The organism is Streptomyces sp. NPDC059002 (genome assembly GCF_042740435.1).
Lineage (GTDB): Bacteria > Actinomycetota > Actinomycetes > Streptomycetales > Streptomycetaceae > Streptomyces.
The window spans coordinates 125,854-147,967 of the sequence record NZ_JBHYJI010000004.1 but is presented as its reverse complement, the minus strand read 5'-3'; the positions used below and the strand labels follow the sequence as shown (position 1 = coordinate 147,967).

At 71.9% G+C, this 22,114-nt stretch carries 25 protein-coding genes and 1 other RNA gene; 20 read left to right on the top strand and 6 right to left on the bottom strand.

The features are described from left to right. Positions 1-54 precede the first annotated feature (54 nt). Positions 55-861, bottom strand: coding sequence for a peroxide stress protein YaaA (gene yaaA, locus ACFWZ2_RS06050; RefSeq protein ID WP_384542487.1), 807 nt, complete (start codon positions 859-861; stop codon positions 55-57). Between the two features lie 344 nt (positions 862-1,205). Between yaaA and ACFWZ2_RS06045 the strand changes: the two genes are divergently transcribed. Beyond that, complete coding sequence (locus tag ACFWZ2_RS06045; protein ID WP_384542485.1) at positions 1,206-2,651, top strand: RNB domain-containing ribonuclease; 1,446 nt, start codon at positions 1,206-1,208, stop codon at positions 2,649-2,651. Here the strand turns inward: ACFWZ2_RS06045 and ACFWZ2_RS06040 are convergent. Together ACFWZ2_RS06040 and ACFWZ2_RS06035 are read right to left on the bottom strand one after the other, a co-directional pair. Beyond that, on the bottom strand, positions 2,633-3,256 hold the full coding sequence (locus ACFWZ2_RS06040) for a hypothetical protein (RefSeq protein WP_384542483.1): 624 nt from the start codon (positions 3,254-3,256) through the stop codon (positions 2,633-2,635). The two genes, ACFWZ2_RS06045 and ACFWZ2_RS06040, sit on opposite strands and share 19 nt — an antisense overlap. After that, the gene (locus ACFWZ2_RS06035) at positions 3,253-4,110 is read right to left on the bottom strand and encodes a MerR family transcriptional regulator (RefSeq protein ID WP_384542481.1); all 858 of its coding nucleotides are present in this window, start codon (positions 4,108-4,110) and stop codon (positions 3,253-3,255) included. The genes ACFWZ2_RS06040 and ACFWZ2_RS06035 overlap by 4 nt, the downstream gene beginning before the upstream one ends. Positions 4,111-4,284: 174 nt before the next feature. On the opposite strand from ACFWZ2_RS06035, the gene ACFWZ2_RS06030 reads away from it, so the two are divergent. The 11 genes from ACFWZ2_RS06030 (at position 4,285) to ACFWZ2_RS05980 (ending at position 11,971) form a co-directional block, all read left to right on the top strand. Continuing rightward, positions 4,285-4,746 (top strand): DUF4260 family protein, encoded by a 462-nt coding sequence (locus ACFWZ2_RS06030; RefSeq protein ID WP_384542479.1) that lies wholly within the window; start codon positions 4,285-4,287, stop codon positions 4,744-4,746. Continuing rightward, complete coding sequence (locus ACFWZ2_RS06025) at positions 4,739-5,296, top strand: TetR/AcrR family transcriptional regulator (RefSeq protein ID WP_384542477.1); 558 nt, start codon at positions 4,739-4,741, stop codon at positions 5,294-5,296. The genes ACFWZ2_RS06030 and ACFWZ2_RS06025 overlap by 8 nt, the downstream gene beginning before the upstream one ends. Before the next feature lie 53 nt (positions 5,297-5,349). Then, positions 5,350-5,773: RNase P RNA component class A (gene rnpB, locus ACFWZ2_RS06020), an RNA gene on the top strand. A 118-nt stretch (positions 5,774-5,891) separates the two neighbouring features. Further along, positions 5,892-6,446, top strand: coding sequence for a hypothetical protein (locus ACFWZ2_RS06015; RefSeq protein ID WP_384542474.1), 555 nt, complete (start codon positions 5,892-5,894; stop codon positions 6,444-6,446). Then, a complete protein-coding gene (locus ACFWZ2_RS06010) occupies positions 6,443-7,036 on the top strand; it encodes a phosphopantetheine-binding protein (protein WP_384542471.1) in 594 nt (197 codons plus the stop codon). The genes ACFWZ2_RS06015 and ACFWZ2_RS06010 overlap by 4 nt, the downstream gene beginning before the upstream one ends. 127 nt (positions 7,037-7,163) lie before the next feature. Further along, positions 7,164-7,532: an ArsR/SmtB family transcription factor gene (locus ACFWZ2_RS06005; RefSeq protein WP_384542468.1), complete on the top strand. Its 369-nt coding sequence runs from the start codon at positions 7,164-7,166 to the stop codon at positions 7,530-7,532. Then, positions 7,529-7,762: a hypothetical protein gene (locus ACFWZ2_RS06000; RefSeq protein ID WP_384542466.1), complete on the top strand. Its 234-nt coding sequence runs from the start codon at positions 7,529-7,531 to the stop codon at positions 7,760-7,762. Before ACFWZ2_RS06005 ends, ACFWZ2_RS06000 begins: the two co-directional genes overlap by 4 nt. A 140-nt stretch (positions 7,763-7,902) precedes the next feature. Then, a complete protein-coding gene (locus tag ACFWZ2_RS05995) occupies positions 7,903-8,889 on the top strand; it encodes a TauD/TfdA family dioxygenase (RefSeq protein ID WP_384542463.1) in 987 nt (328 codons plus the stop codon). A gap of 85 nt (positions 8,890-8,974) precedes the next feature. Continuing rightward, positions 8,975-10,546 carry an amino acid adenylation domain-containing protein gene (locus ACFWZ2_RS05990; protein WP_384542460.1) on the top strand — a complete coding sequence of 524 codons (1,572 nt, stop codon included), beginning with the start codon at positions 8,975-8,977 and terminating at the stop codon, positions 10,544-10,546. A 155-nt stretch (positions 10,547-10,701) separates the two neighbouring features. Next, positions 10,702-10,911 carry an MbtH family protein gene (locus tag ACFWZ2_RS05985; protein WP_384542458.1) on the top strand — a complete coding sequence of 70 codons (210 nt, stop codon included), beginning with the start codon at positions 10,702-10,704 and terminating at the stop codon, positions 10,909-10,911. Positions 10,912-11,086: 175 nt separating this feature from the next. After that, a complete protein-coding gene (locus tag ACFWZ2_RS05980) occupies positions 11,087-11,971 on the top strand; it encodes an ArsR/SmtB family transcription factor (RefSeq protein ID WP_384542455.1) in 885 nt (294 codons plus the stop codon). Positions 11,972-11,990: 19 nt separating this feature from the next. Here the strand turns inward: ACFWZ2_RS05980 and ACFWZ2_RS05975 are convergent, their stop codons facing one another. The 3 genes from ACFWZ2_RS05975 to ACFWZ2_RS05965 are packed head-to-tail and all read right to left on the bottom strand — an operon-like array spanning position 11,991 to position 15,406. Further along, the gene (locus tag ACFWZ2_RS05975; RefSeq protein WP_384542452.1) at positions 11,991-12,524 is read right to left on the bottom strand and encodes a flavin reductase family protein; all 534 of its coding nucleotides are present in this window, start codon (positions 12,522-12,524) and stop codon (positions 11,991-11,993) included. Beyond that, positions 12,521-13,819 carry a cation:proton antiporter gene (locus tag ACFWZ2_RS05970; protein WP_384542450.1) on the bottom strand — a complete coding sequence of 433 codons (1,299 nt, stop codon included), beginning with the start codon at positions 13,817-13,819 and terminating at the stop codon, positions 12,521-12,523. Before ACFWZ2_RS05970 ends, ACFWZ2_RS05975 begins: the two co-directional genes overlap by 4 nt. 36 nt (positions 13,820-13,855) lie before the next feature. After that, on the bottom strand, positions 13,856-15,406 hold the full coding sequence (locus ACFWZ2_RS05965; RefSeq protein ID WP_384542448.1) for a tryptophan halogenase family protein: 1,551 nt from the start codon (positions 15,404-15,406) through the stop codon (positions 13,856-13,858). Positions 15,407-15,718: 312 nt separating this feature from the next. Between ACFWZ2_RS05965 and sbnB the strand changes: the two genes are divergently transcribed. From sbnB to ACFWZ2_RS05925, 8 genes are all read left to right on the top strand, one after another. After that, positions 15,719-16,780, top strand: coding sequence for a 2,3-diaminopropionate biosynthesis protein SbnB (gene sbnB / locus ACFWZ2_RS05960; protein WP_384542445.1), 1,062 nt, complete (start codon positions 15,719-15,721; stop codon positions 16,778-16,780). Positions 16,781-16,795: 15 nt separating this feature from the next. Further along, positions 16,796-17,773, top strand: coding sequence for a 2,3-diaminopropionate biosynthesis protein SbnA (sbnA, locus tag ACFWZ2_RS05955; protein WP_384542442.1), 978 nt, complete (start codon positions 16,796-16,798; stop codon positions 17,771-17,773). A gap of 183 nt (positions 17,774-17,956) precedes the next feature. Then, entirely contained in the window at positions 17,957-18,751 is a 795-nt protein-coding gene (locus ACFWZ2_RS05950) for a BTAD domain-containing putative transcriptional regulator (protein WP_384542439.1), read from the top strand. A 137-nt stretch (positions 18,752-18,888) separates the two neighbouring features. Further along, positions 18,889-19,890, top strand: coding sequence for a LysR family transcriptional regulator (locus tag ACFWZ2_RS05945; protein WP_384542437.1), 1,002 nt, complete (start codon positions 18,889-18,891; stop codon positions 19,888-19,890). Between the two features lie 60 nt (positions 19,891-19,950). Then, the gene (locus ACFWZ2_RS05940; protein WP_384542435.1) at positions 19,951-20,637 is read left to right on the top strand and encodes a 4'-phosphopantetheinyl transferase family protein; all 687 of its coding nucleotides are present in this window, start codon (positions 19,951-19,953) and stop codon (positions 20,635-20,637) included. Positions 20,638-20,706: 69 nt separating this feature from the next. After that, positions 20,707-21,015, top strand: coding sequence for an ArsR/SmtB family transcription factor (locus ACFWZ2_RS05935; RefSeq protein ID WP_384542433.1), 309 nt, complete (start codon positions 20,707-20,709; stop codon positions 21,013-21,015). Continuing rightward, positions 21,012-21,248 (top strand): hypothetical protein, encoded by a 237-nt coding sequence (locus tag ACFWZ2_RS05930; RefSeq protein ID WP_384542430.1) that lies wholly within the window; start codon positions 21,012-21,014, stop codon positions 21,246-21,248. The genes ACFWZ2_RS05935 and ACFWZ2_RS05930 overlap by 4 nt, the downstream gene beginning before the upstream one ends. Continuing rightward, positions 21,245-21,973: a sensor domain-containing protein gene (locus ACFWZ2_RS05925; protein WP_384542428.1), complete on the top strand. Its 729-nt coding sequence runs from the start codon at positions 21,245-21,247 to the stop codon at positions 21,971-21,973. Before ACFWZ2_RS05930 ends, ACFWZ2_RS05925 begins: the two co-directional genes overlap by 4 nt. Positions 21,974-22,114 lie beyond the last annotated feature (141 nt).

Genomic DNA, 22,114 nt, shown 5'->3' with positions numbered 1-22,114 from the left:
CGTACTCAGCATGCGCAAAGGTCATTGCGCATGCTGCAACGCCTCCGCGCTCCGTCAGTGGATCTCGCGCACCACCACGTCGAGCGCCCACGGCCTGCCCGCCTTGGCCGGGGCCTCCGCCTCCACCGCATGACCCAGATCCCGCAGCGCCTCCACCAGCTCGGCCGGGTCCTTCGGCGCGGCTCCCGTGCTGAGCAGGGACCGCACGATCCGCCCCTTGGTCGCCTTGTTGAAGTGCGAGACGACGGACCGCTTCTCGACGCCCGTCCGCTCGTCGACCTGCGCGTGCAGCACCCGCACCGTCGCCGTCCGCCCCGCGACCTCGCCCTTCGGCTTCCACGCCGCCGCGTACGCCGACGACCGCAGATCGAGGACGAGCCCGTCGCCCGCCGCCTCCGGCAGCACGGAGGCCATCGGCGTACGCCAGTGCGCACCGAGCGCGCCGAGACCCGGCAGCTTCACGCCCATCGAACAGCGGTAGGAGGGGATCTTGTCGCTCACGCCGACGGCGCCCCACAGGCCGGAGAAGACCAGCAGCGAACGGGCGGCGCGGCGCTTGGCAGCGGCGTCGAGCGAGGCGAGGTCCAGGGCGTCGTACAGGACGCCCGTGTAGATCTCCCCGGCCGGACGCGCGCCCGCCGTGCGCAGCTCGACGTTCTTCGCGACCTCGCCGCGCAGGCCCTCGCTCAGCCCGAGCACGGCCCGCGCCTTCTCCTCGTCCGCGGCACACAGCTCGACCAGCTCGTCGAGCACCGCCCGCCGCGCCTCGGCGAGACCCGGCAACGACAGGGACTCCGGCTTCAGCGGCGCACCGCGGCCGGACGGGGCCTTGCCTTCGGACGGGGGGAGCAGGACGAGCACGGTGGGACTCCTTATGCGGTACGGGGAGGGGGGTGCGGCCCCTTGCGAAGCGTACGGGGTCCGGTTGCAGCTTCCGGGGTTGCCGCCCTCGCCCCTGCGGCCTGCACCGTGCCCCTGCCCGCCCGCACCGGTCCTGCGCCTCCGTCCCCCTTCCCCTGCACCGTGGGCTGTGCCCGCCTGCACCGGGCTTCCGCCCTCGTTCGCGGCCCCCGGCGCCGTGGGCTGTGCCCACCCGTGCCGCCCTGCGGCACGATTGCCCACAGGGGAGCAGCCCGGCGGGCCCACAGGGGGGCAGGCGGAGGCACCAGGTGCCGAGCCGCGCCGTCCGGCCTACGCTCGGGAGCATGCCTCGCCGCCACCTTCGTGTGACCGGCGCAGCGGAGGCTTCCTTGCGGGCCGCGCTGCGTGAGCTGCGTGTGGAGTTGGAGGTGCCGGAGGGGTTTTCCGCCGAGGTTCTCGCGGAGACGGAGCGGGCCGTCGCGGCGCCGCGGCTGCCCGGGCACGACGCCACGGACATCCCGCTGTTCACCATCGACCCACCCGCCTCCGTCGACCTGGACCAGGCCATGCACCTGGAGAGGAGACGCGACACCGGCGGTTTCCGGGTGCGGTACGCGATCGCCGACGTCGCCGCGTACGTCACCCCGGGCGGCCCGCTGGACGCCGAGGCACACCGGCGCGTCACCACCCTCTACTTCCCCGACGAGAAGGTCCCGCTGCACCCCACCGCGCTGAGCGAGGGCGCCGCGAGCCTGCTCCCCGACCAGACCTGCCCCGCGGTCCTGTGGACGCTCGACCTCGACGCGGACGGCCGCGTCACGACGACCGACGTGCGCCGCGCCCTCGTACGCAGCCGGGCGAAGCTCGACTACGACGGGGTGCAGAAGGCCATCGACGACGGCACCGCGGAGGAGCCCGTCGCCCTGCTGCGGGACATCGGGCGGCTGCGCGAGCAACTGGAGGTGGACCGGGGCGGCATCTCCCTCAACGTGCCCGAGCAGGAGATCGTCGAGCGCGCCGGCACCTACGAGCCGGCCTTCCGCGCCCCTCTGCCCGCCGACGGCTGGAACGCCCAGATCTCCCTGCTCACCGGCATGGCCGCCGCCGAGCTCATGATCGACTCGGGGACGGGCATCCTGCGGACCCTGCCGACCGCGCCCGACGGCGCGGTCGGGCGGCTGCGCCGTACCGCCAAGGCGCTGCGCATCGACTGGCCGCACCACGTCCCGTACGCGGAGCTCGTCCGCTCTCTCGACCCCCGGCAGTCGCACCACGCCGCCTTCCTCCAGGAGTGCACGACGCTGCTGCGCGGCGCGGGCTACACGGCGTTCAGCGGCGGCGCGGTCCCCGAACTCACCACGCACGCCGCGGTCGCCGCCCCCTACGCCCACTGCACCGCACCGCTGCGCCGCCTGGTCGACCGCTACGCGTCCGAACTCTGCCTCGCCGCCTGCGCGGACACGGCGCCCCCGGACTGGGTGCTGGGTGCGCTCGACGCGCTGCCCAAGGAGATGGCGGACGGCACGCGGCGGGGCAACACGGTGGAGCGGGAGTGCGTGGACATCGTGGAGGCGGCGCTGCTCAAGGACCGGGTCGGGGACGTCTTCGACGCGGTGGTGGTGGACGTGAAGGAACGCGAACCCGCGGTCGGTACCGTGCAGTTGGCGGACCCCGCGATCGTGGCCCGGATCGAGGGCGGCTCGGCGAAGCTGCCGCTGGGGGAGCGGCTTCGGGTGCGGCTCACCCAGGCGGACCCGGGCGCGGGGAAGGTTCAGTTCGCGCCCGCGTGAGGGCGGGCGGCGAGCCGTTCCCGCAGCGCCGCGAGGAGCCGCGCGGGGTCGTCCGCGTGCAGCCGCACCGTCGTCACCTCGCGCGGCCTGCCGAGGAGGCCGACCGCGGTGACGGGCCGGGCCAGCTCCAGGGTGAGTGACGTCGTCGACGCGACGGGCAGGTCGAGCTGCCCCTCGGCCGCCGGGTGCGTGAAGCGGCGCTCGGCGTGCGCGGAGGCGATGTGCGCGAGCGGTATGCGCAGGTCCCGGTGGGCGCCCTGGCGCACCCGCAGTGCGTCGGGGGTGAGGACGTGCGGCCGGGTCACGGACGCGGCGTGGATGCCGATCAGCAGGACCACGCTGTAGACGTCGACGACCAGCATCACGGCGTGGGCCGTCGGCCAGTGCCGCAGCAGTACGGCCATTCCGTACGCCTCGATGACGCAGACGAAGACCAGGCCGTACATGATCGCGGCCTGGTCGCGCGCGTGCCCGAAGGCGAGGTCGCCCGCCCGGCGCACGCCGTGCCGCCGCCGTGCCACCCAGAGCACCAGGCTGACCAGGACGCGCAGTTCGTGCCCGACGAGCCGCCGCACGGGCGTGGGCAGGACCGCCTTGAGCTTCACCTCGCACCCCTCTCGTCCACGCCATCCACCGCACCCGTCGCCCGCCCGGCGAGCAGTCCCATCGCGCGGCGCACGGCCTCGGCCTGCGCGGGCGCGAAGTCGGCGAAGAAGGCTTCGGCGAAACCGTCGTCGCGGACCCGGCGGCCCTCGGCGAAGGCCTGGGCGCCCTCGCTGCCGAGATCCGTCAGGAGCGAATCGGGCAGGGCGTCGGCGAGGGCCCGCGCGGCCCCGTCCACGGCGGCCCCGGTGCGGGGGTCGGCGAGGTCGGCGTCGGCGAGCGCGTCGAGCCGCTCGTACACCGCGTGGGCCCGCTCCACGGCACCCGGCGAGCCGAGCGCGGGGCGCAGCGCGGTGAGGAAGGCGTCCCGGTCCTCCGGCGCCGCGGTGGTGTCGAACAGGGCGAGGAACTCGCGGTCCTTCGCGGCCATCACGGACTCGGGGCCCTGGCGGCCCGCCGCCGCGCGGGTCATCTCGCCGAAGAACTCGGCCAGTTCGGGGGAGACGGGCCCTTCGGGCGAGAGGCGTCCGTGCTCGGCGTCGTCGAGGAGCGCGCGCAGCCGCTGCCTGCGCTCCCTGATGGCGGCCTCCTGCCGGGCGAGGTCCGCGTCCAACTCGGCGAGCACTTCGGCGAGTTCGCGGCCCGCGTCGTCCGCGAGGACGTCCCGCACCTCGGTGAGGCCGAGGCCGAGTTCGGTCAGCCGCCGGACGCGGGCCAGGACGACGGCGTGCCGGAGTCCGTACTCGCGGTAGCCGTTGGGCCGTCGTTCGGGCTCGGGCAGCAGGCCCAGGTGGTGGTAGTGCCTGATGGCGCGTGTGGTGACGCCGACGAGGCCGGCGAGCTCTCCGATCCGCATGGCCCCAGTAGAAACGTTGACGCTACGGCAGGGTCAAGCGTGCCCGGGCGGGGGTGCGCGGCGGATGTCGGGACGGGGAGGGTTGACGGCTAACAGTGTTAGCCCTAACGTTTCGGCTAACGCGGTTAGCCGCAAGCTCCGGGCCGCGCGCCAGGCACTCCCGAGGAGGACCCCATGAGCACCCTGACCCCGACACAGCACCCCACCGTTCCCACCGTTCCCGCCCCCGCGGCCTCCGCGGCCCCCACGAAGCGGGCCCTCGCCGTCACCCGCCGCGCCGCGTGGTTCGTCAACGCCCTCTTCTGGACGGCCTTCGCCGTGCTCGAAGGCGTCAACCACGGCTGGCTCGCCGGGCTGCTCGCCGGGTTCTTCTTCATCGCCCCCGACCTGACGTTCCTCGTCGGCCTGCGCGACGCGCCCCGCATGGCCCGAGGCCAGCTGCTGCCCCGCGCCGTCCCCTACTACAACACCGCCCACCGCGCCCTGGTCCCCGTCGCACTCATGGCCCTCTACACCTTCACGCCCGTCGTCTGGGCCCCCGCCTTCGCGGCCCTGTGCGGCTGGCTCGCCCACATCTCGTACGATCGCGCCTTCGGCTATGGGCTCCGTACGAAGGAAGGCTTCCAGCGTGGCTGACAAGGACCGGGCGGACGATCTCCCGACGTGGGGGAAGCACCTCACCCCCCGCGCCCGGGAGATCGTCCACGCCGCCCGTGAACTCCTGGAGGAGTCCGGCGCGGAGAAGCTCACGATGCGCTCGCTCGCCGACCGGCTCGGCATCAAGGCGCCGTCCCTGTACAAGCACTTCCCCGACAAGTCGGCGGTGGAGGTCGAGCTGATCGCGCAGCTGCTCGACGAGTCCGCGCGGGCCTGCGAGGCCGCCGAGGCCGAGGCGCCGGGGTCGCTCGAAGCGCTGACCGACGCCTACCGGTCGTACGCCCTGCGCCACCCGCACCTCTACCGCCTCGCCACCGAACGCCCGCTGCCGCGCCACGCGCTGCCGCCGGGCCTGGAGGACCGGGCCGCCGCCCCCCTCATGCGGGCCTGCGGCGGCGACGTCGATCTGGCGCGGGCGGCCTGGGCGTTCGCGCACGGCATGGTCATCCTGGAGATCCACGGCCGGTTTCCCGACGGCGTCGACCTCGGCGCCGCATGGCGGACGGGCACGCGCGCGCTGGACCGGTGACGGCGGGGCGCGGAGCCCCGGTGCGCGGCGGGTACCATGGTCGGCACGGCAGACGAGCCGGGCGGACGGCCGCGTGAAGATCCCTTCGGGGCCCTTCCCGAGGAACGTCCGGGCTCCACAGGGCAAGGTGGTGGCTAACGGCCACCCGGGGTGACCCGCGGGACAGTGCCACAGAGAACAGACCGCCGGAGACCGTATCCGTACGGCCCCCGGTAAGGGTGAAACGGTGGTGTAAGAGACCACCAGCGCCTGAGGTGACTCAGGCGGCTAGGTAAACCCCACCTGGAGCAAGGTCAAAAGGAAGCGCCGCTTTGCGAAAAGCGGCGGTTCTGCGCGGACGACCGAGGGCTGCCCGCCCGAGTCCGCGGGTAGACCGCACGAGGCCGGCAGCAATGCCGGTCCTAGATGGATGGCCGTCTCCCCGGCCGCCGCGAGGCGACCGGGCGACAGAACCCGGCGTACAGCCCGACTCGTCTGCCCCCTCCCCCTCATCGGCCCCGCCCCCCTGCCTCCCCGCACGGGCGGCGACCGTCAGCTCCCTGTCAGCGGCCCCTTGGCAGCATGGCGCCGCCCGCCGACGTGAGGGAGCCGGGGCATGGAGACTGCTGGCGGAAGCGCGCCGGGGAGCGTGCGGAGTGACGGGGGTGCCTCGCCCGCCCTGTCCTTCTTTCTCGCGGGGGCGATGCAGGGGGCCGGGACCGGGGCCGATCTCGCCGACCAGTCCTATCGCTGGGATCTGAGCTCGGTCATCCGCCGCCGTCGGCCCGAGGCCGTCATCCATGATCCGGGGCGCCGGATGGCCGAGTGGGAGAGCGCGACGCCGTACGACGTCTGGGCCGCGCATGCCGCGCTCGTCGGCACGCCGACCGTGCGGCGGCGGGAACTGAGCCCGGCGCTGCGGGAGTTGACCGACATGTTCCACCGGCTGACGCTGCTCGCGGCGCGCAGTGACGTCTGCGTGGCCTGGCTGCCCGGCGAGGAACCCAGCATGGGGACGGCCGCCGGGATGCTCTCCGCCTTCCGGGCCGGACGCACGGTCGTCGCCATCACCCCGATGCGGCAGAACCTCGCCGTCCTGGCCTGTTCGACGGTGATCCTGCCCGATCTGGCCGCCTTCGCGGAATGGCTCGACCGGGGAGAGGACCGGTGACGGGCGTCCCGATCGTCGGGGGCGACACGTGCTTCCCGCAGGACCTGGAGGCCCTTGCCGCGGCCGCGCACCCGGCCTTCGCGGGCGGGCGGGCGCTGGCCTGGCCGCCGGAGGACGACGAGGACGGTGTCACGGTGCTCGTCGGGACGGCCGAGCGCGACCCCGACGCGCTGGCCGCCGCGGTGCGCGCCGCCGGAACCGCCGTGGCCGACGCGTTCCCCGGCGCGGTGCGCGTGTACGCGGTCCCGTACGAGGGGCTGCCGCGCACCACCGGTGGCGCGAGCGGCCGCCGGGCCTGCCCCGCCGGGACCGTGGCGGGCCTGCCCCTGCTGGCGGGCTGGCCCGCGCCGCCCCGGCAGCCGGAAGCCCTGCCGCTGCTGCGCCAAGTCCTCGCGGACCTGCTGGAGATGGAGCCGCACACCATCGACCCGGACGTGCCCGTGAGCGACTACGGCATCGACTCCATCTCCGGGGGCCTGCTCGTCGCCGAGGTGCGGCGGCGCTGCGGGGTGGCGCCGCACACCGAGTTCTTCTTCGGGCGGCTCACCCTGGGCGAGATGGCCGGTGAACTGCGTGCGGCGCTGAGCTGAGCCCCGTGCGGCCCCGCGGCGGGTGCGCCGACACAGCCGTGCTGGTCGAGGCCACCCCGGTCGTTTGACAGGGCTCCCGGGCGTGGGAAGGTTGGCGGGTAGTTTTCCCGGGACGCCAGAGGTGGCCATGAACAGCGAGGAGCTCCTGGCCGTGCTCGCGGCCGTGGGGCACGCACAGCGGTTGAGGATCCTCTCCGAACTCGCCGACGGACGGCTCTACGTCAGTGAACTCGCCCGCCGCCTCAGCATGTCGCGCCCGCTCCTGTACATGCACATCGACCGCCTGGAGAAGGCCGGCCTCGTGGCGGGCAGCCTGGAGCTCTCGGACGACGGCAAGGCGCTGAAGTACTTCGAACTCGCCCCGTTCGACCTGCGATTGAATATCGATACGATCACCAGGGCCGCGCGAGCCGACGAGGCGACACCCGATGCGCGGGACACAGCCGCAGCGGATGGGGCGGATGGCGTGGACAAATCTAAGGAGAAGAGCACATGACCGGGGCCGTCATCGCGATCGCAATCGTCCTGATCATCGTCGGCGGCATGACGGCGAGTCTGGTCGCGTACTTCAGACTGCAGCGCCACCGGGCGGATGCCGAGGCCATGGCCTCGTACCGCAAACTCGCCGAGGAGGCGGTGGCACGGCAGGCGGCGGTGGACACCCAGCTCGGCGAGATCAGCGAGCGGGTCGAGGCGGTCGAGAACCTGCTCCGCAGCGTTGACTGACGACCCGTCAACATGCCTTCCTGTACTGCCCATCCGCGCCCCCACCTGCGATTTTCGGCGGCAGCTTAAGGGCGTGGTCCCACTGCTCGGGCCTTCCTAGACTCAAGGCCGTTCCCGCCGAGCAGAAGGGATGGTCGGGCATGTTCGGTCCTGGCGTCCGGCTCCACGTTGAGAGCTTTCCCCCACTGATCCGGAGCACCGCTCCGGGCCTCGCCGCCCCGGCCTGGGCGGCGGAGCACCGATCTCCCCTGGAAGCGCTGCTGCGCGAGCACGGCGCCGTCGTCCTGCGCGGCTTCGGCGTCACGAGCGCGGAGGACTTCGAGTCGCTCGCCGCCTCCCTGGTCGAGAAGTTGTACGGCGACTACGGCGATCTGCCCCACGAGAAGGACGCCGACCAGGTCTACAGGTCCACGCCGTACCCGGCCGAGCAGTCGATCCTCTTCCACCACGAGAGCTCGCACATGCCGCAGTGGCCGAGCCGTCAGTTCTTCTGCTGCCTCCAGCCGGCCGAGGGCGGCGGCGCCACCCCCATCGTCGACGGCAGGAAGGTGTGGGCCGCCCTCCCCGACGAACTGCGTGACCGCTTCGAACGCCTCGGCATCCGCTACGTACGCAACTTCATCCCCGGCATCGACGTCAGCTGGCAGCAGATGTTCGGCACCGAGGACCGGGCCGAGGTCGAGGCGCGCTGCGCCGCCCAGGACGTGGCCTGCGACTGGCGGCCCGACGGCTCGCTGCGCACCGTGCAGCAGGGGCCCGCGGTGATCCGCCACCCCGAGACCGGCGAGCAGGTCTTCTTCAACCAGCTGTTCCTGCACCACACCGCGTGCCTGGAGCCCTCGGTGCGCGAGGTGATGAGGTCCGTCTTCGGCGACGACGAGACGGCGTACCCGCGCAGCGCCTTCTTCGGCGACGGCTCACCCATCGGCGACGACGTGGTGAAACGGCTCGGTGAGCTCTACGACTCGCTGGCCATGCGCTTCGCATGGGAGCGGGGCGACGTGGTGATCATCGACAACATGCTCGTCTCGCACGGCCGGGACCCCTTCGAGGGCACGCGGAAGATCATCGTGGCGATGGGCGACATGGTCACCCGGGACGCGGTGACCGCTCCGGCCGCTCCCTGACGGTCCGTACGCCCTGCCGGTCCGTACCCCCTGCGGGTTCGCCCGCCCCGCCGGTCCGTTGTCCGTCCCAGCCCCAGGAGCAGCGATGACCCCGTCCCCGACGATCCCCGGGATGCTGTCCGGAGAGGTCCGCCCGCTCCCCGGGAGATCCGTGGTGGGCCTGGTGCGCGACCACGCACGGCTGCGGCCCGACGCCGTGGCCGTGCAGAGCGGCACGCGCCTCATGACCTACCGGCAGCTGTGGCACCGGGCCCTCGTCGTCGCCGCCGCGCTGGCGGAGGCGGGCGTCGGGCCCGGCGACCGCGTCGTGCTGTGGGCCGACCGCACCGCGCAGACGGTGGCGGCGGCCCTCGGCGTGATGGCGCTGCGCGCCGCCTATGTGCCGGTGGACCCGACCCACCCCGCGGACCGGATCGGCCAGGTCGTCGCCGGGGCGGGGCCCGCCGCCCTGGTGCACGAAGGGGCGGGCGGCGACGGGGAGTTGCCCGCCGTCGGGGTGCCCGTCGTCGACCTCGCCCACCTCGCGGACGCCGCCGCACCGCCGGACCGCGAGCCGCCGCGTGCCACGGACATCGCCTACGTCGTGTTCACCTCGGGCTCGACAGGAACCCCCAAGGGCGTCCTGGTCGAGCACGCCTCACTGGCCAACTACACCGCGTGGTGCGGGAGTCTGGTCGGCACCGGCGGCATCGGCAGCCCGCTGCTCGCGAGCCTCGGCTACGACCTGGCCATGACCTCGCTGTGGGTGCCGCTCGCCCAAGGGCAACGGGTGGTGACCGTGCCGGGCCTGTGGGACCAGGAGACCCTCTTCGGTGCCCGGCGGGACCCGTACACCTTCATCAAACTGACGCCCTCCCACGCGCGCTTCTTCGAGGAGCTGGCCGAACCGCCCCGCTACGACCGGGTGACACGGCTGCTGATGTTCGGCGGCGAAGGGCTCGACCCCTCGCTCCTGACCGCGCTCGGCTCCCGCCTCGACGGGCTGCGCCTGGTCAACCACTACGGGCCCACCGAGACCACCATCGGCTGCTGCGCCCACCTCTTCGACCGCACCGGCCTGCCGGACACGCCGACCGTGCCCATCGGGGTGCCCGCCTGGAACACCCGGGCCTATGTGGTCGACGAGCAGCTGCGCCCGGTGCCCCAGGGGCAGCCCGGCGAACTCGTCGTCGCGGGGCGGGCCGTCGCCGCCGGATACCTGGGTCCCGCCGCGTCCGGCGACCGCTTCATCGACGAGCGGGACCTCGGCGGCCGGTCCGGCCGGGCCTACCGCACCGGAGACATGGTGGAACTGCGTCCGGAGGGCGTGCTGCTCCATCTCGGGCGCGGGGACGACCAGTTGAAGGTCAACGGCTACCGCGTGGAGCTGGGCGAGCTGCGCCACCACGTGCTGTCCGTGCCCGGCGTCGCCGACGCGGTCTTCGACCTCGTACCCGGGCCCGTCGACACCCTGGAACTCTTCGTACGCCCCCTCGAACCAGGCGCCACGGACGGCCAGTTGGCCGAGTCCGTGCACCAGGCGCTCACCGCGGCGCTGCCCTCCGCACTGGTCCCCGGCGAGGTGCACCTGGTCCCAGAGATCGCCGTCACGCCCAACGGCAAGCGGGACGTGGCGGCGACGCGCCGACTGTGGTCCCGGGCGGCGGCTCGCCGGTGAAGGCCACCCCGGCCCAGCCCGTGTCAGGGGCCGATCAGCCCGGTGTCAGCGCGACCCGTCACGATGGGAGCGCGGGCCCGAGGCTCCCGGACATCCGCACCTGAAGCGTCCGGGAGGGCCCGCTCCGCAGACGACCCGAGGACGGAGCACGCGACGTGGCGAACCCCTTTGACGACCAAGACGAGACCTTCCTTGTGCTGGTGAACGACGAGGGCCAGCACTCCCTCTGGCCCGCGTTCGCCGAGCGGCCCGAGGGCTGGCGGATCGCCCTCGCCGCGGGCCCGCGGGACGCCGCGCTCGCCTACGTCGAGGAGAACTGGACGGACATGCGCCCCCGTTCCCTGCGCGAGGCACGGGCCGCCTGAGAGCCTGTGTCGTATCCCTGGCCGGGGATACGACACAGGCTCCGAGCGAGAGCGGGACCCGCCCCACCGGCACCGACGCCGCACGCACCCGACCGCGTCGACCACGTCCGCGGCCGGGATTCGCCACGCCCCGAGCCGGGGCGTCATCCATTCGTGGGACCTACGGGGGTCACTCATGCTCAGAATTCACTTCACCGCGGCCGACATCGCGAGAACGCGCCTCGGTGCCGGTGTCGGTCCCGTCCTGGAGACGGCCTTCGCCGCGGCGCTCCTGAACCGCGGCGTCGGCATGCCGTACACGCACTGGCGCCGTCAGGTGGACGGCCGTCTGCCGCCCTCCGCGGGACCGCAGCCGCCCGCCGAAGCGCTGGTCGGCTGGGCCGAACAGTTCCTCACCGCCGCCCAGAAGCCGCATCTGCCGCCGCCGCTCGGCGCCGTCTGGCAGGCGGCCGTCGCGCCCTACTGGGACCGGATGACGGCCTACCTGGAGGCCGAACGCGAGGTGCGCAGCAGGATCGTGATGTCGGGGGGAGTGGAACAGCTCCTCGCCACCCTGCACCCGCGCCTGGAGTGGCACGCCCCCGTCCTCGAAGTGGCCGGGGCCCCGGACGGTGACATCCGGCTCGACGGCTGCGGCGTGGTGCTCACCCCCTCGGTCTTCCTCGCGGACCCGCCCGCGCGGGTCATCGCGGGGCGGCCGGGGCACGGCATCGTGCTCGCGTTCGCCGCCCCGCCCGACGCCCACCGGGCGCTGTGGCTGTGGGAGGACGACGCGGGCGCCAAGCGTTCCCTGGGCGCGCTGGTCGGGCAGACCAGGGCCGCCGTGCTGGGTGAGCTGCGCACCACCTGCACCACGAGCCAGCTCGCCGACAAGCTGGGCATCTCCGCGGCGGGCGCGAGCCAGCACACCGCGGTGCTCCGCGCCAGCGGCCTGATCACCACGCGCCGCATCCGCAACATGGTCCTGCACACCGTGACCCCGCTGGGCATGGCCCTCCTCGACGGCCTGAGCCCCGGACCGCGGGAGACCGGCAGGGCGCGAAGGGCCCTGCCGGTCTGAGGAGTTCGTGCCCGGGCGGTCAGTTTCCCGGCCACGCCCGGAACTGCCGCAGCCCGTACATCAGCGGTGCCTGCGCCCGGTGCCGCACGATCCTGCGGGTGCGCCCGAACAAGGTCACATGGTCGCCGACGGTCTGCGTCAGAGTGATGGTGCAGTCCGCCACCGTATGGGCGTCGCGCATCAGATGGGGGCCCCAGGCGTCCGGGTCCCGCTCCCACGGAAGCAGGTCGAACCGCCGCGGATTGCCCGAGGCGAAGAGTTCGGCCGCTTCCTGGGCGCCCTCGTGCAGCAGATTGACCGTGAAGCCGCCCCGCTCCAGCGCGGCCGCGAGCGTGGGGCTGCCCGCGCGCAGGCACACCAGGAGCGTCGGCGGGTCGAGCGAGACGCTGCACACCGAGGAGCACGTCATCCCCCAGGGCGCCCCGTCCCCGTCGACGCTGGTCACCACGCCCACCCCGGTGGGGAAGCTGCTCATCATCGTGCGGAAGCCGTCGGGGGTCGCCGCGGCCGCCGTAGGCAGGGGCGACGCGGCCGAGGTCAGGGACTCGGTCATGGGATGCTGCCTTCCTTCGCTGCGGGTCGGGGGAGTTCGGCGGGCCGCGACCGCTCGCGGCGGCGCTCGGCGCGGTCGACGAGGCCGAGCAGCGGACCGGTCATGGCCGTGGTGCCCAGGGCCATCACCACCAGGGCGAGCACCAGGGGCGCGGGCAGGATGCCGGCCCGGTGCCCGGCCTCGAGCACGATCAGTTCGGTCAGGCCCCTGGTGTTCATCAGGACGCCGATCCGCCGCGCCGAACCGGTGCCGCGGCCCGCGAGCCGGGCCCCGGCGTAGCCGCCGAGCAGCTTGCCCGCGCAGCCGAGCGCGAGCGTGGCGGCGATCAGCGGCCAGACCGCGGCGGTGAACGCGTCGGTCAGCACCGTGACGCCGGTGACCACGAAGAACACCGGCGTCAGGGTCCGTCCCGCGTGCGACACATCGGCCACGGGACGGGCCCAGGGCGCCAGTTCCTCGCCCGGGATCGCAAGGCCGACCAGCGCCGCGCCGATGATGGCGGTCATGCCCAGGTGCTCGGTGAGCAGCGCCGTGCCGAGGGCGGCACCGCCGAGGAGAACGGCGGTCGTCCGCGGCAGCCGCAGACACAGCCTGCGGGCCGGGTCCGTGCGCAGCACCAGGCGGAGCAGGAGCGCACAACTGCCGCCGGCCAGCAGGGCGAACGCCGAGTCCCGCAGCCCCCAGAGATCACCGGAGCCGAGCCCGACGGCGAGCATGAGCATGATCCAGCCCAGGCTGTCCATGACGATGGCGGCGGCCAGGGCGAGCTGTCCCTCGGCCGAATCGCTCAGGCCCCGGTCGCCGAGGATCCGGGACAGGACGGGGACCGCGGTGATGGACATGGCCACCGCGACCATCAGGACGAAGGCGGGCAGCGGCGCGCCGCCGCGGGCCGCCGTGTCGTCGGTGAGGCCGATGAGTCCCACCAGGAGCAGCCCCGTGACGAGGGGCAGCGCGAACGAGCCGACGATCAGCGTGGAGACGGTCCGCAGCGGTGGACTGCCGGGACCGGGGCGCAACTTGTGGGCGAGACCGACCAGATAGAGCACGAGCCCCGTCTGGCCGACGAACTTGAGCACGTCGAGCACACCGGCCGGCAGCAGCGCGTCGAACGAGGCACGGTCGGACAGCGCGAGCACGACGGGCCCGACCAGCAGACCCAGCGTGACCTCTCCGACGACCTCCGGCTGACGCAGCCACCGGGCGGCCGCCCGCCCCGCGCGGGCCAGGAGCAGCACGGCGACGAGCGCCGCGGCCACATGCGCGGGACGGGCAAGGAATTCCGATACGTCCATGGTGGTGCCAGACCCTTCGTGGCCGTACCGGCGTGATCAGCCCAGCTGCGAGAAGTAGTCGTAGGCCTGCGGCAGCGTCTCGCGCAGCCGCCGGGTCTTCTCCCGGATCTGCGCGAACTCCCGTTGTGCTGCCGCACTGTCGGCCAGCTGGAGCGCGGGTGAGGGCGAGAGCTCGATGGCGCCCATGCCGAGCAGGATGCACATGTACGAGTACGCCGGCAGCCCGTGGTAGTAGGGGTAGACGGTCTCCGAGTCGGGCAGCTGCGTCCGCCAGGTCTCGATGCGCTCGGCCAGCGCGTCGGGGATCGCCCGGGTCTTGGTGTCGCGCCAGTACTGCGTGTCGTTCCGCTTCGCCGCCACGTAGTGCAGGACGAGGAACTCCCGTACGCCGTCCATGACATGGGAGATGGCGTTGTTGTAGACCGTGCGCTGGGTCGGATTCCAGTCCGGTCCGGGAAAGTTCTTGGCGAGCTGCTCGATGGCGTGGTGAATGAAGAAGATGCCGGTGGATTCCAGCGGCTCGACGAATCCACTGGACAGCCCGATGGCCACGCAGTTGTTCACCCAGGAGTTGCGGGTGCGGCCGATCCGCATGCGAATGTGATTGGCCTCGACCTCGGCGGCGGCCGGTCCCACGAATTCACGGAGAGTGCGCTCGGCGTCCTCCGGGGAGAGATAGTCCTTGGCGTAGACGTAGCCGGTTCCGACGCGGCCGGTCAGCGGGATCGTCCAGATCCAACCGGCGTCCTGGGCGGTGGCGGTGGTGCACGGAAGAATTCCGCGCTTTTCCATGTCCATCGGCACCTGGAGAGCCACCGCGCTGTCGTTCGGCAGGGTGTCCTGATACGAGATGAAAGGCTCTTCGAGCGCCTTGTTGATGAGCAGCCCGCGGAACCCCGTGCAGTCGATGAAGAGATCGCCCGTGAGGTTGCCGTGCTCCTTGGTCCGCACCTCGCTGATCCATCCGCGGTCGTCGAGGCCGACCTCCTGGACGTCGTCCACGATGTGCTTCACGCCGCGCTGGACCGCGTACTTGGTCAGGTACTTGGCGAGCAGCGCCGCCTCGAACTGGTACGCGTAGGGGAACTGGGTCTTGCCCTGGTGCTCCGACATCGTCAGGCCCTGCATCTCGTCCGCGCCCTCGTCGAAGGGCTGGTCGATGAGGGTGCCGTCGCGGTGGCGCGGGCTGAGACCGGCGTCGATGACCGAGGCCATGACGAAGCAGTCCTTGTCGAACCGGTCGGTCGGGCCCTCCTTGAGCCACCAGTCCGTGAGCGGGAAGCCGTTGACCGAGCGCATCTGCTCGAACGGGTGGTAGAAGTAGTGGCCCTTCTCGCGCCAGTTCTCGAAGCGCACGGCGAGCTTGTACGTGGCGTTGCAGGCCGGCATCCAGTCCTTCTCCTTGAGTCCGAGGAACTCGAAGAAGTGCCGGATGTCGCTGAACGTCGCCTCGCCCACGCCGACCGCGCCGATGTTTCCCGACTCGACCAGAGTGATGTCTATTCGGTCCCCGAACGCGGCCTTGAAATACGAGGCCGTCATCCACCCAGCGGTTCCGCCGCCAACAATCACGACTCTGTTGAGCATGGATTTCTCCTGTCCGATTGATCGGAGGATTCGACGTGGCGGCGACCCGGCGTGGAGGGGAATGCCGGGGTGGCGCCACTGAGAAATGACGCTAGGCGGCCCCGGGCCCCCGGAACAGGTCATTAAGTGTCCGTTGAAGATCCCAGGTGGGAGTGGCCGAAACGGGCCCGCTGAATAGGGATCCGAATGACGTCAGCCCGGTGTCAGCGAGGGGCGGCAATATTGTCGCGCGAATGGTGATGAGCGTCGGCCGAACGACGCTGCATCGTGTGGAATACCACCGGGCCACCGCCTACTTCAATGGAGTTGTGGATGACACAGCAAGTCCATGCACCGCCGTTCGCCGTGATCCCCGGCGCCCAGGTGCACCGTGTCCTGGCGGATCATGAGCGGCGCACCGTCGAACTGGTGGAGAAGACATACCGGTTGCACGGCGAGGGCGACACGGTCAACCCGCCCTCCTACTTCCTGCGCTTCCCCGACCGGCCGGCCTCGCGGATCATCGCGCTGCCCGCCTCGATCGGTGGCGACACCCGCGTCGAGGGACTGAAGTGGATCTCCAGTTTCCCGGAGAACGTGGACTCGGGGATCCCGCGCGCCTCCGCGGTGCTCGTGCTCAACGACTACGACACCGGCTACCCGTTCGCGTGCCTGGAGAGCTCCATCATCAGCGCCGCCCGCACCGCGGCATCGGCCGCGCTCGCCGCCGACCGGCTCACCCGTGAGCGGGGCCGCCCGCGGCGCGTCGGATTCATCGGGACCGGGCTGATCGCGCGGTACATCCACACGTATCTGGCCGGCACCGAGTGGTCGTTCGACGAGATAGGGGTGTACGACCTGTCGGCGGAGCACGCCGCGTCGTTCCGGTCGTATCTCGCCGAGCACACGCCCGGGGCCCGGATCACCGTGCACGAGAGCGCCGAGGACCTGGTGCGCTCGGCCGATCTCGTGGTGCTCGCCACCGTGGCGTCCGAGCCCTATCTGACGGAACCGGGCTGGTTCGACCACCACCCGGTGGTGCTCAACATCTCCCTGCGCGACCTCGCCCCCGAAGTGCTGCTCTCCGCGGTCAACTTCGTCGACGACATCGAGCACTGCCTCAAGGCGAACACCTCGCCGCACCTGGCGGAACAGCTCACCGGCAGCCGGGAGTTCATCGAAGGGACGCTCTACGACGTGCTGGTGGGCGAGGCACGTGTGCCGGCCGACCGCACGGTGGTGTTCTCCCCCTTCGGCCTCGGCGTGCTGGACCTCGCGGTGGGCAAGTACGTGTACGACCAGGTGCTGGAGCGCGGTGAACTGGACGTCGTGGACGGCTTCTTCCACGAGGTCGACCGGTACGGCCGCACCGACGCGGCCGTACCCCGTGGCTGAGACGGAGTGGTCGCCGTGCCCGTGATCCGTGCGCCGGAGGACTTCCACGTGGAGGACCTGTACGTGGATCTGCGGCCCGCCTTCGACGTGTCCCTCTATCTCAAGTGCGAGGGGTTCAACTTCGCCGGGTCGATCAAGCTGAAGGCCGCGGCGTCGATGATCGCCGAGGCGGAGGCGTGCGGCGATCTCACCGCGGGCTCCGTCATCGTCGAGTCCTCGTCGGGCAACCTCGGGGTGGCCCTCAGCATGATCGCCGCCGACAAGGGCTATCGCTTCCTGTGTGTGACGGACACCCGCTGCAACTACGTCACCAGACAGCTCATGGAGGCGATGGGGGCGCAGGTGCACGTCGTGACCGAGCCGCACCCGACGAGCGGGTTCCTCGGGGCCCGGCTCGATCTGGTGCGGGAGCTGTGTGCCGCCGACGACCGCTATGTGTGGCTCAACCAGCATGCGAACCCGTACAACTGGATGGCCCACTACCGCACGACGGCACCCTCCATCGCGAAGGCCTTCCCCGAACTCGACGTGCTGTTCGTGGGCGCGGGGACGACCGGCACGCTCATGGGCTGCGCGCGTTACGTCAAGGACGAGAACCTGCCGGTCACGGTCGTGGCGGTGGACTCGGTCGGTTCCGTGACGTTCGGCGGTCCGCCGGGGCCGCGGATGATCCCCGGCCTCGGGGCGGGGGTGCGGCCGCAGATCCTTGACGAGTCGTACGTCGACGACGTCGTGCACGTCCCCGAGGTCGAGGCCGTCAGGGGCGCGCACCGGATGGCCGCCCGGGGTTTCCTGTTCGGCGGGTCCACGGGGACGGTGGTCTCCGGGGCCGTCGACTGGCTGAGCCGGCACCGGGCCGGGGAGGCGGTCACCGCGGTGGCGATCTCGCCGGACCTGGGCGAGCGGTACCTCGACTCCCTCTACAAGCCCGGCTGGGCCGCGGACGTCTACGGCGACGGGGCCCTCGTGGAGCAGCGGGCGGACACCGCCTGACCGGAGGCAGGCGCCGGGCCGGACCCCTGCCGGCCCGGCGCCACCCTGCTCCGGTGCGGGTCACCCTGCTCCGGCGCGGGGCATACCGCTGGACTGTGCAACGGTGAACGGCTTGGTATTTCCCCGCTCGAATAACTGCAAGCAGAATTGCAGTTGATTCGGATGGTGACGGGGGTACTGGCCATGGAGATCAACATTCTTGGTTCGCTCAACATCGAGCACGACGGCGAGAGGACGGTTCCCGCATCGCAGCGCGCGAGTTTCATCCTCAGCTTCCTCGCCCTGACTCCGGGCTGCCCGGTGTCGTTCGACCAAATCGTCGACGAACTGTGGGCGGGCCGCTCCATGGCCAACGCGCGGAACGCGCTCCAGGCCAACATCGGGCGGTTGCGAAAAATCTTGAAGGACGTCACGGGAATGAACGGCGACCTGGTCGTCCGAACGGTCGGTACGGGGTATCTGTTGGACGTTTCTCCAGAGGCAGTCGACGCCAATAGATTTGTGAATATGGCTGACAAGGGCGGGGTGCTGTGTCAGCGGGATCCCCGCGCCGCCGTCGCCCAGCTGGAGGCGGCGCTCGCGCTCTGGCGCGGTCCCGCACTCCTGGACGGCAGCGATGGCCTGCGGTGTCGTGCCCGCGCCGCGGATCTGGAGGAGCGCCGGGTCACGGCGTACGAGGATCTGGTCGCCGTCAAGCTCGCGATCGACGCCGAGCGGGTGCCATTGGCTGAATTGCGGCAGCTCGCGGCGGAGCACTCGGAGCGTGAACGGCTCAGTGAGCTGCTGATGCTGGCGCTCTACCGGGACGGCAGGCAGGCCGAGGCCCTTGAGGTCTTCCACGGCGCGCGCCGTCGCCTCGCGGATGATCTGGGGCTTGAGCCCGGGCGCGCACTGCACTCCGCCTACCAGGCGATTCTCACCCAGGACGAAGGGCTCGGAGAGCCGCGCAGAGCGCTGCTCGACCTGGCCTTCACGTAGGGAGAATCGGGCAATTGGCGTTATTTCTCTGAGTGGTTTCGCAGCACAGTTAGGCATGACGAAGGTCAGTAGACGGCCTGAAGTCGGCCTGTTACCGTGTGGATCACCTCGGCCGATGTCGGGGTTGTGTATGTCTTATGCGTTGCCATTCAGGGGGGATAGTGGACGTAGAGCTCAGACATGCCCGCATAGTGACCACAATAAATAAAATGGGTAGCATTTCTAAAGCCGCTTCTCAATTGGGTCTTCCGCAGTCGAGCCTTACCGCGCAATTACGCAGGATAGAGAAGGCCCTTGGTGGTCTTGTTTTTGTGCGCTCGGCCAATGGCGTCGTGCCGACCGATCTGGGTGAGCGGCTCATTCCCATGCTCGCCGAACTCGTGCAGCAGGCCGACCTGGTGATCGTGGAGGCGGCCGCGCACGCCAGCGATGTCTTCCGGTTCGGGAGCGCCGACTGGACGCCCCCTTCCCTGCTCGACGCGCTGCGGTCCTCGCTGCCCGTGGCGGAGGTGCAGACCGAGACCTTCAGCCCGGACGCGGCCATCGACGCGGTGCGCCGGGGCGCGCTCACGGTGGCCATGGTCCCCGGGGTGGCCCTCGCCGAGTCGGGGGACGCGCCCGAACTCCCCCTGGATTCGGCGGTCATCGTCCGCGAGCCGGTCTGGCTCGCGCTTCCGCAGGGGCATCCGCTCGCCACCGGCGGCTCGGTCGACCCCTCCCAACTCTCCTCGCTCGTCTGGGTCTGTTACGCGCGCGACCACTGGTTCCACACCGTGGAGAGGCGCCTGTTCACCAAGTTCCAGCACGCCGACCCCGAGGTGCTGCACTACGCCGACGGCCACCACGAGGCGATGAGCTGGGTGCGGGACGCGCAGGCCGCCGCGCTGACCACGCCCACCGGGGCCACCCGCGATGTGTCGCTGGTCCCGCTGCGGGACACCGAGAGCTCCGAGATGCTCGTGGTGTGGCGCCGTGGGTCCGTCGCCCGCGCCACCATGGGCCGGCTGGTCGACACGGTGCGCAGGTACTACACCGAGTACGCGAGGGACATCCCCCGCTACTGGTCCTGGATGCGCCAGCACCCGGACGAATTCGCGGAGGTGAGGAACTACCTGGCGTCCTCCGCCAGTTGCGCCTGACCGTCCGCCGCCCGACGGGGCGTCAGCGGAGCGTCAGGGCTCCCGGGCAGGATCGGACGGGTGAGCGCATCCCCTCCGGCCGCGGCCCGGGTCGTCGTCGTGGTCGCCCCGACCTCACATCTGAGCGACGCGGAGGCCCGCGGTGCGGTACTCGGCCGGGCGGCCGCCGTGCTCCGGGTGCCGCCGGGTGACCTGCGGGTCGATCACGACGACCAGGGGCGCCCCCGGCTTTCCGGCGCGGGGCGCGGCATGCACATCAGTCTCAGCCACGGGCGCGGGGTCGCGGCCGTCGCGATGACCCGCGCGGGGCCCGTGGGCGTGGACGTCGAGACCGTCCGTCCGCTGCCCGCCCTGCGGCTCGCCCGGCGCTGGTTCACACCCGAGGAGGCCGCCTGGCTGCGCGCGCTGCCCGAGCGCCGCAGGCCCGCGGCCTACTTCTGGCTCTGGACGCACAAGGAAGCCATGGGCAAGGCGCTGGGCACGGGCCTCGCCCAGGGCGGACTGAGCCGTCCGGCGCCGCTTCCCGACCACTGGCCGCCCCCTTCGGGCACGCGTCTGCTGCCGTGCGGCGCGGCGGGGTCCGAGGCCCTCGCCGTGGCCGCGCCCCGGGTCGCCCCCCACCTCCAACTGGCCGTCGCCGCCGCCGGAATGGGCTGCTCCGGTGCCCCCGTCGACCTCTACCCGCGGGTAGCCGCGGCCGGGCCCGAGGCGCCGCTTGACACCCCCACTTATACATGTCAGTTTTGAATTACAGGTGACAGCTTTAGGGGGTGCCCTGCTCTGACGACCGAAGAGCTCCTGGCGCTTCTCGCGGCCATGGGGCATACCCAACGGCTGCGCATAGTCCGCGAGTTGTCGGACGGCCGCGTGCACGTGAGCGAGCTGGCGCGTCGACTGGGCCTGTCGAGGCCGCTCCTGTACATGCACCTGGAGCGACTGGAGAAGGCGGGCCTCGTCGGGGGCCGCCTTGAGCTGTCCTCGGACGGCAAGGCACTGAAGTTCTTCGAACTCGAACCCTTCGACCTCCATGTGACGGTCGAGACCGTGCTCGAGGCATTCCGTGCGGACACAGCCCGGGAAGTGACCGCGGACGACACCGCGGAAGAGAAGGGAACCCCCACATGACCGGCGGCACCGTCGCCATCCTGATCACTTTCATCGTCGTCGGAGGCGTCTCGGGGGCGGCGATCGCCTACTTCGCGCTGCAGCGGCACCGCGCGGACGCGGTGGCCATGGCCGGCTACCGCAAGCTCGCCGAGGAAGCCGTCGCGGGACAGGAGGCGCTGCGCGCACAGCTGGCCGCCGTGAACGCCCGCGTCGTCGAGGTGGAGAACCTACTGCGGAGCGTGGACGCATGACCGTCGACACCCATCCCGGGCGCTTGGGCCCGCTGCCCGCTCCCGGGGAGCTGCTGCGCTCGTCACTGCCCTGGACCTCGACCGTGTACCTGGCGAGCTATCTGCTGGCGGGCCCGGTGCTCTTCGCCTTCACGACCGTCGCCGTGGTGGTCAGCTTCGTCCTCAGCATCACCCTCATCGGCATCCCGCTGCTCATCGGCGCCGCCGCCGTGGTGCGCGTCTGCGCCCACTTCGAGCGGACCCGCACCGGGCTCGTCGCGGAGCCGGTGCGGGCCGATCACCGGCCGGTCGCCGTGCCCGGCATCATGACCGGCGTCCGGACCCGCTGGAGCGATCCGGCGGTGCTGCGCGACCTGGTCTACCTGACGGCCCTGTTCGTACCGCTCCTGGTGCTCGACGCCGTCGCCGTCGTGCTGTGGCTCGGCAACCTCGCCGTGGTCGTCGCGCCCGCCTGGTACTGGGCGATCCCCGACGGCGGCGGCCTCGGCGCCCTGGGCGTCGACAACCTGCCGAAGGCACTGGCGGCCACCGCCGTCGCCTGCCTGCTCGTCCCGATCACCTGCTACGCGGTGGTCGGTGCCGCCCGCCTGCACGCCACCGTCGCCCGCTCGGTGCTCGGCCGTGCGTCCGACCCGCTGGCCGAGGCCCGCCGCGTGCTGGCGAACCCCGGCCCACTCACCCGCTCCGGCCCGGACCGGAGCGCCACCACCCAAGGGGAATCATGAGTACGCCACCGTCCGCGGCCCGCAGCGACGAGGTCGTGGGGGGGGGGGGCGGGGGGCCCCCCCCCCCGGGGGGGCCGCGCGGGGGGGGGGGGCGCGCGCCGCGGCCCCAGGGGTGGACGGGGGGGGGGGGGACACCCGGCG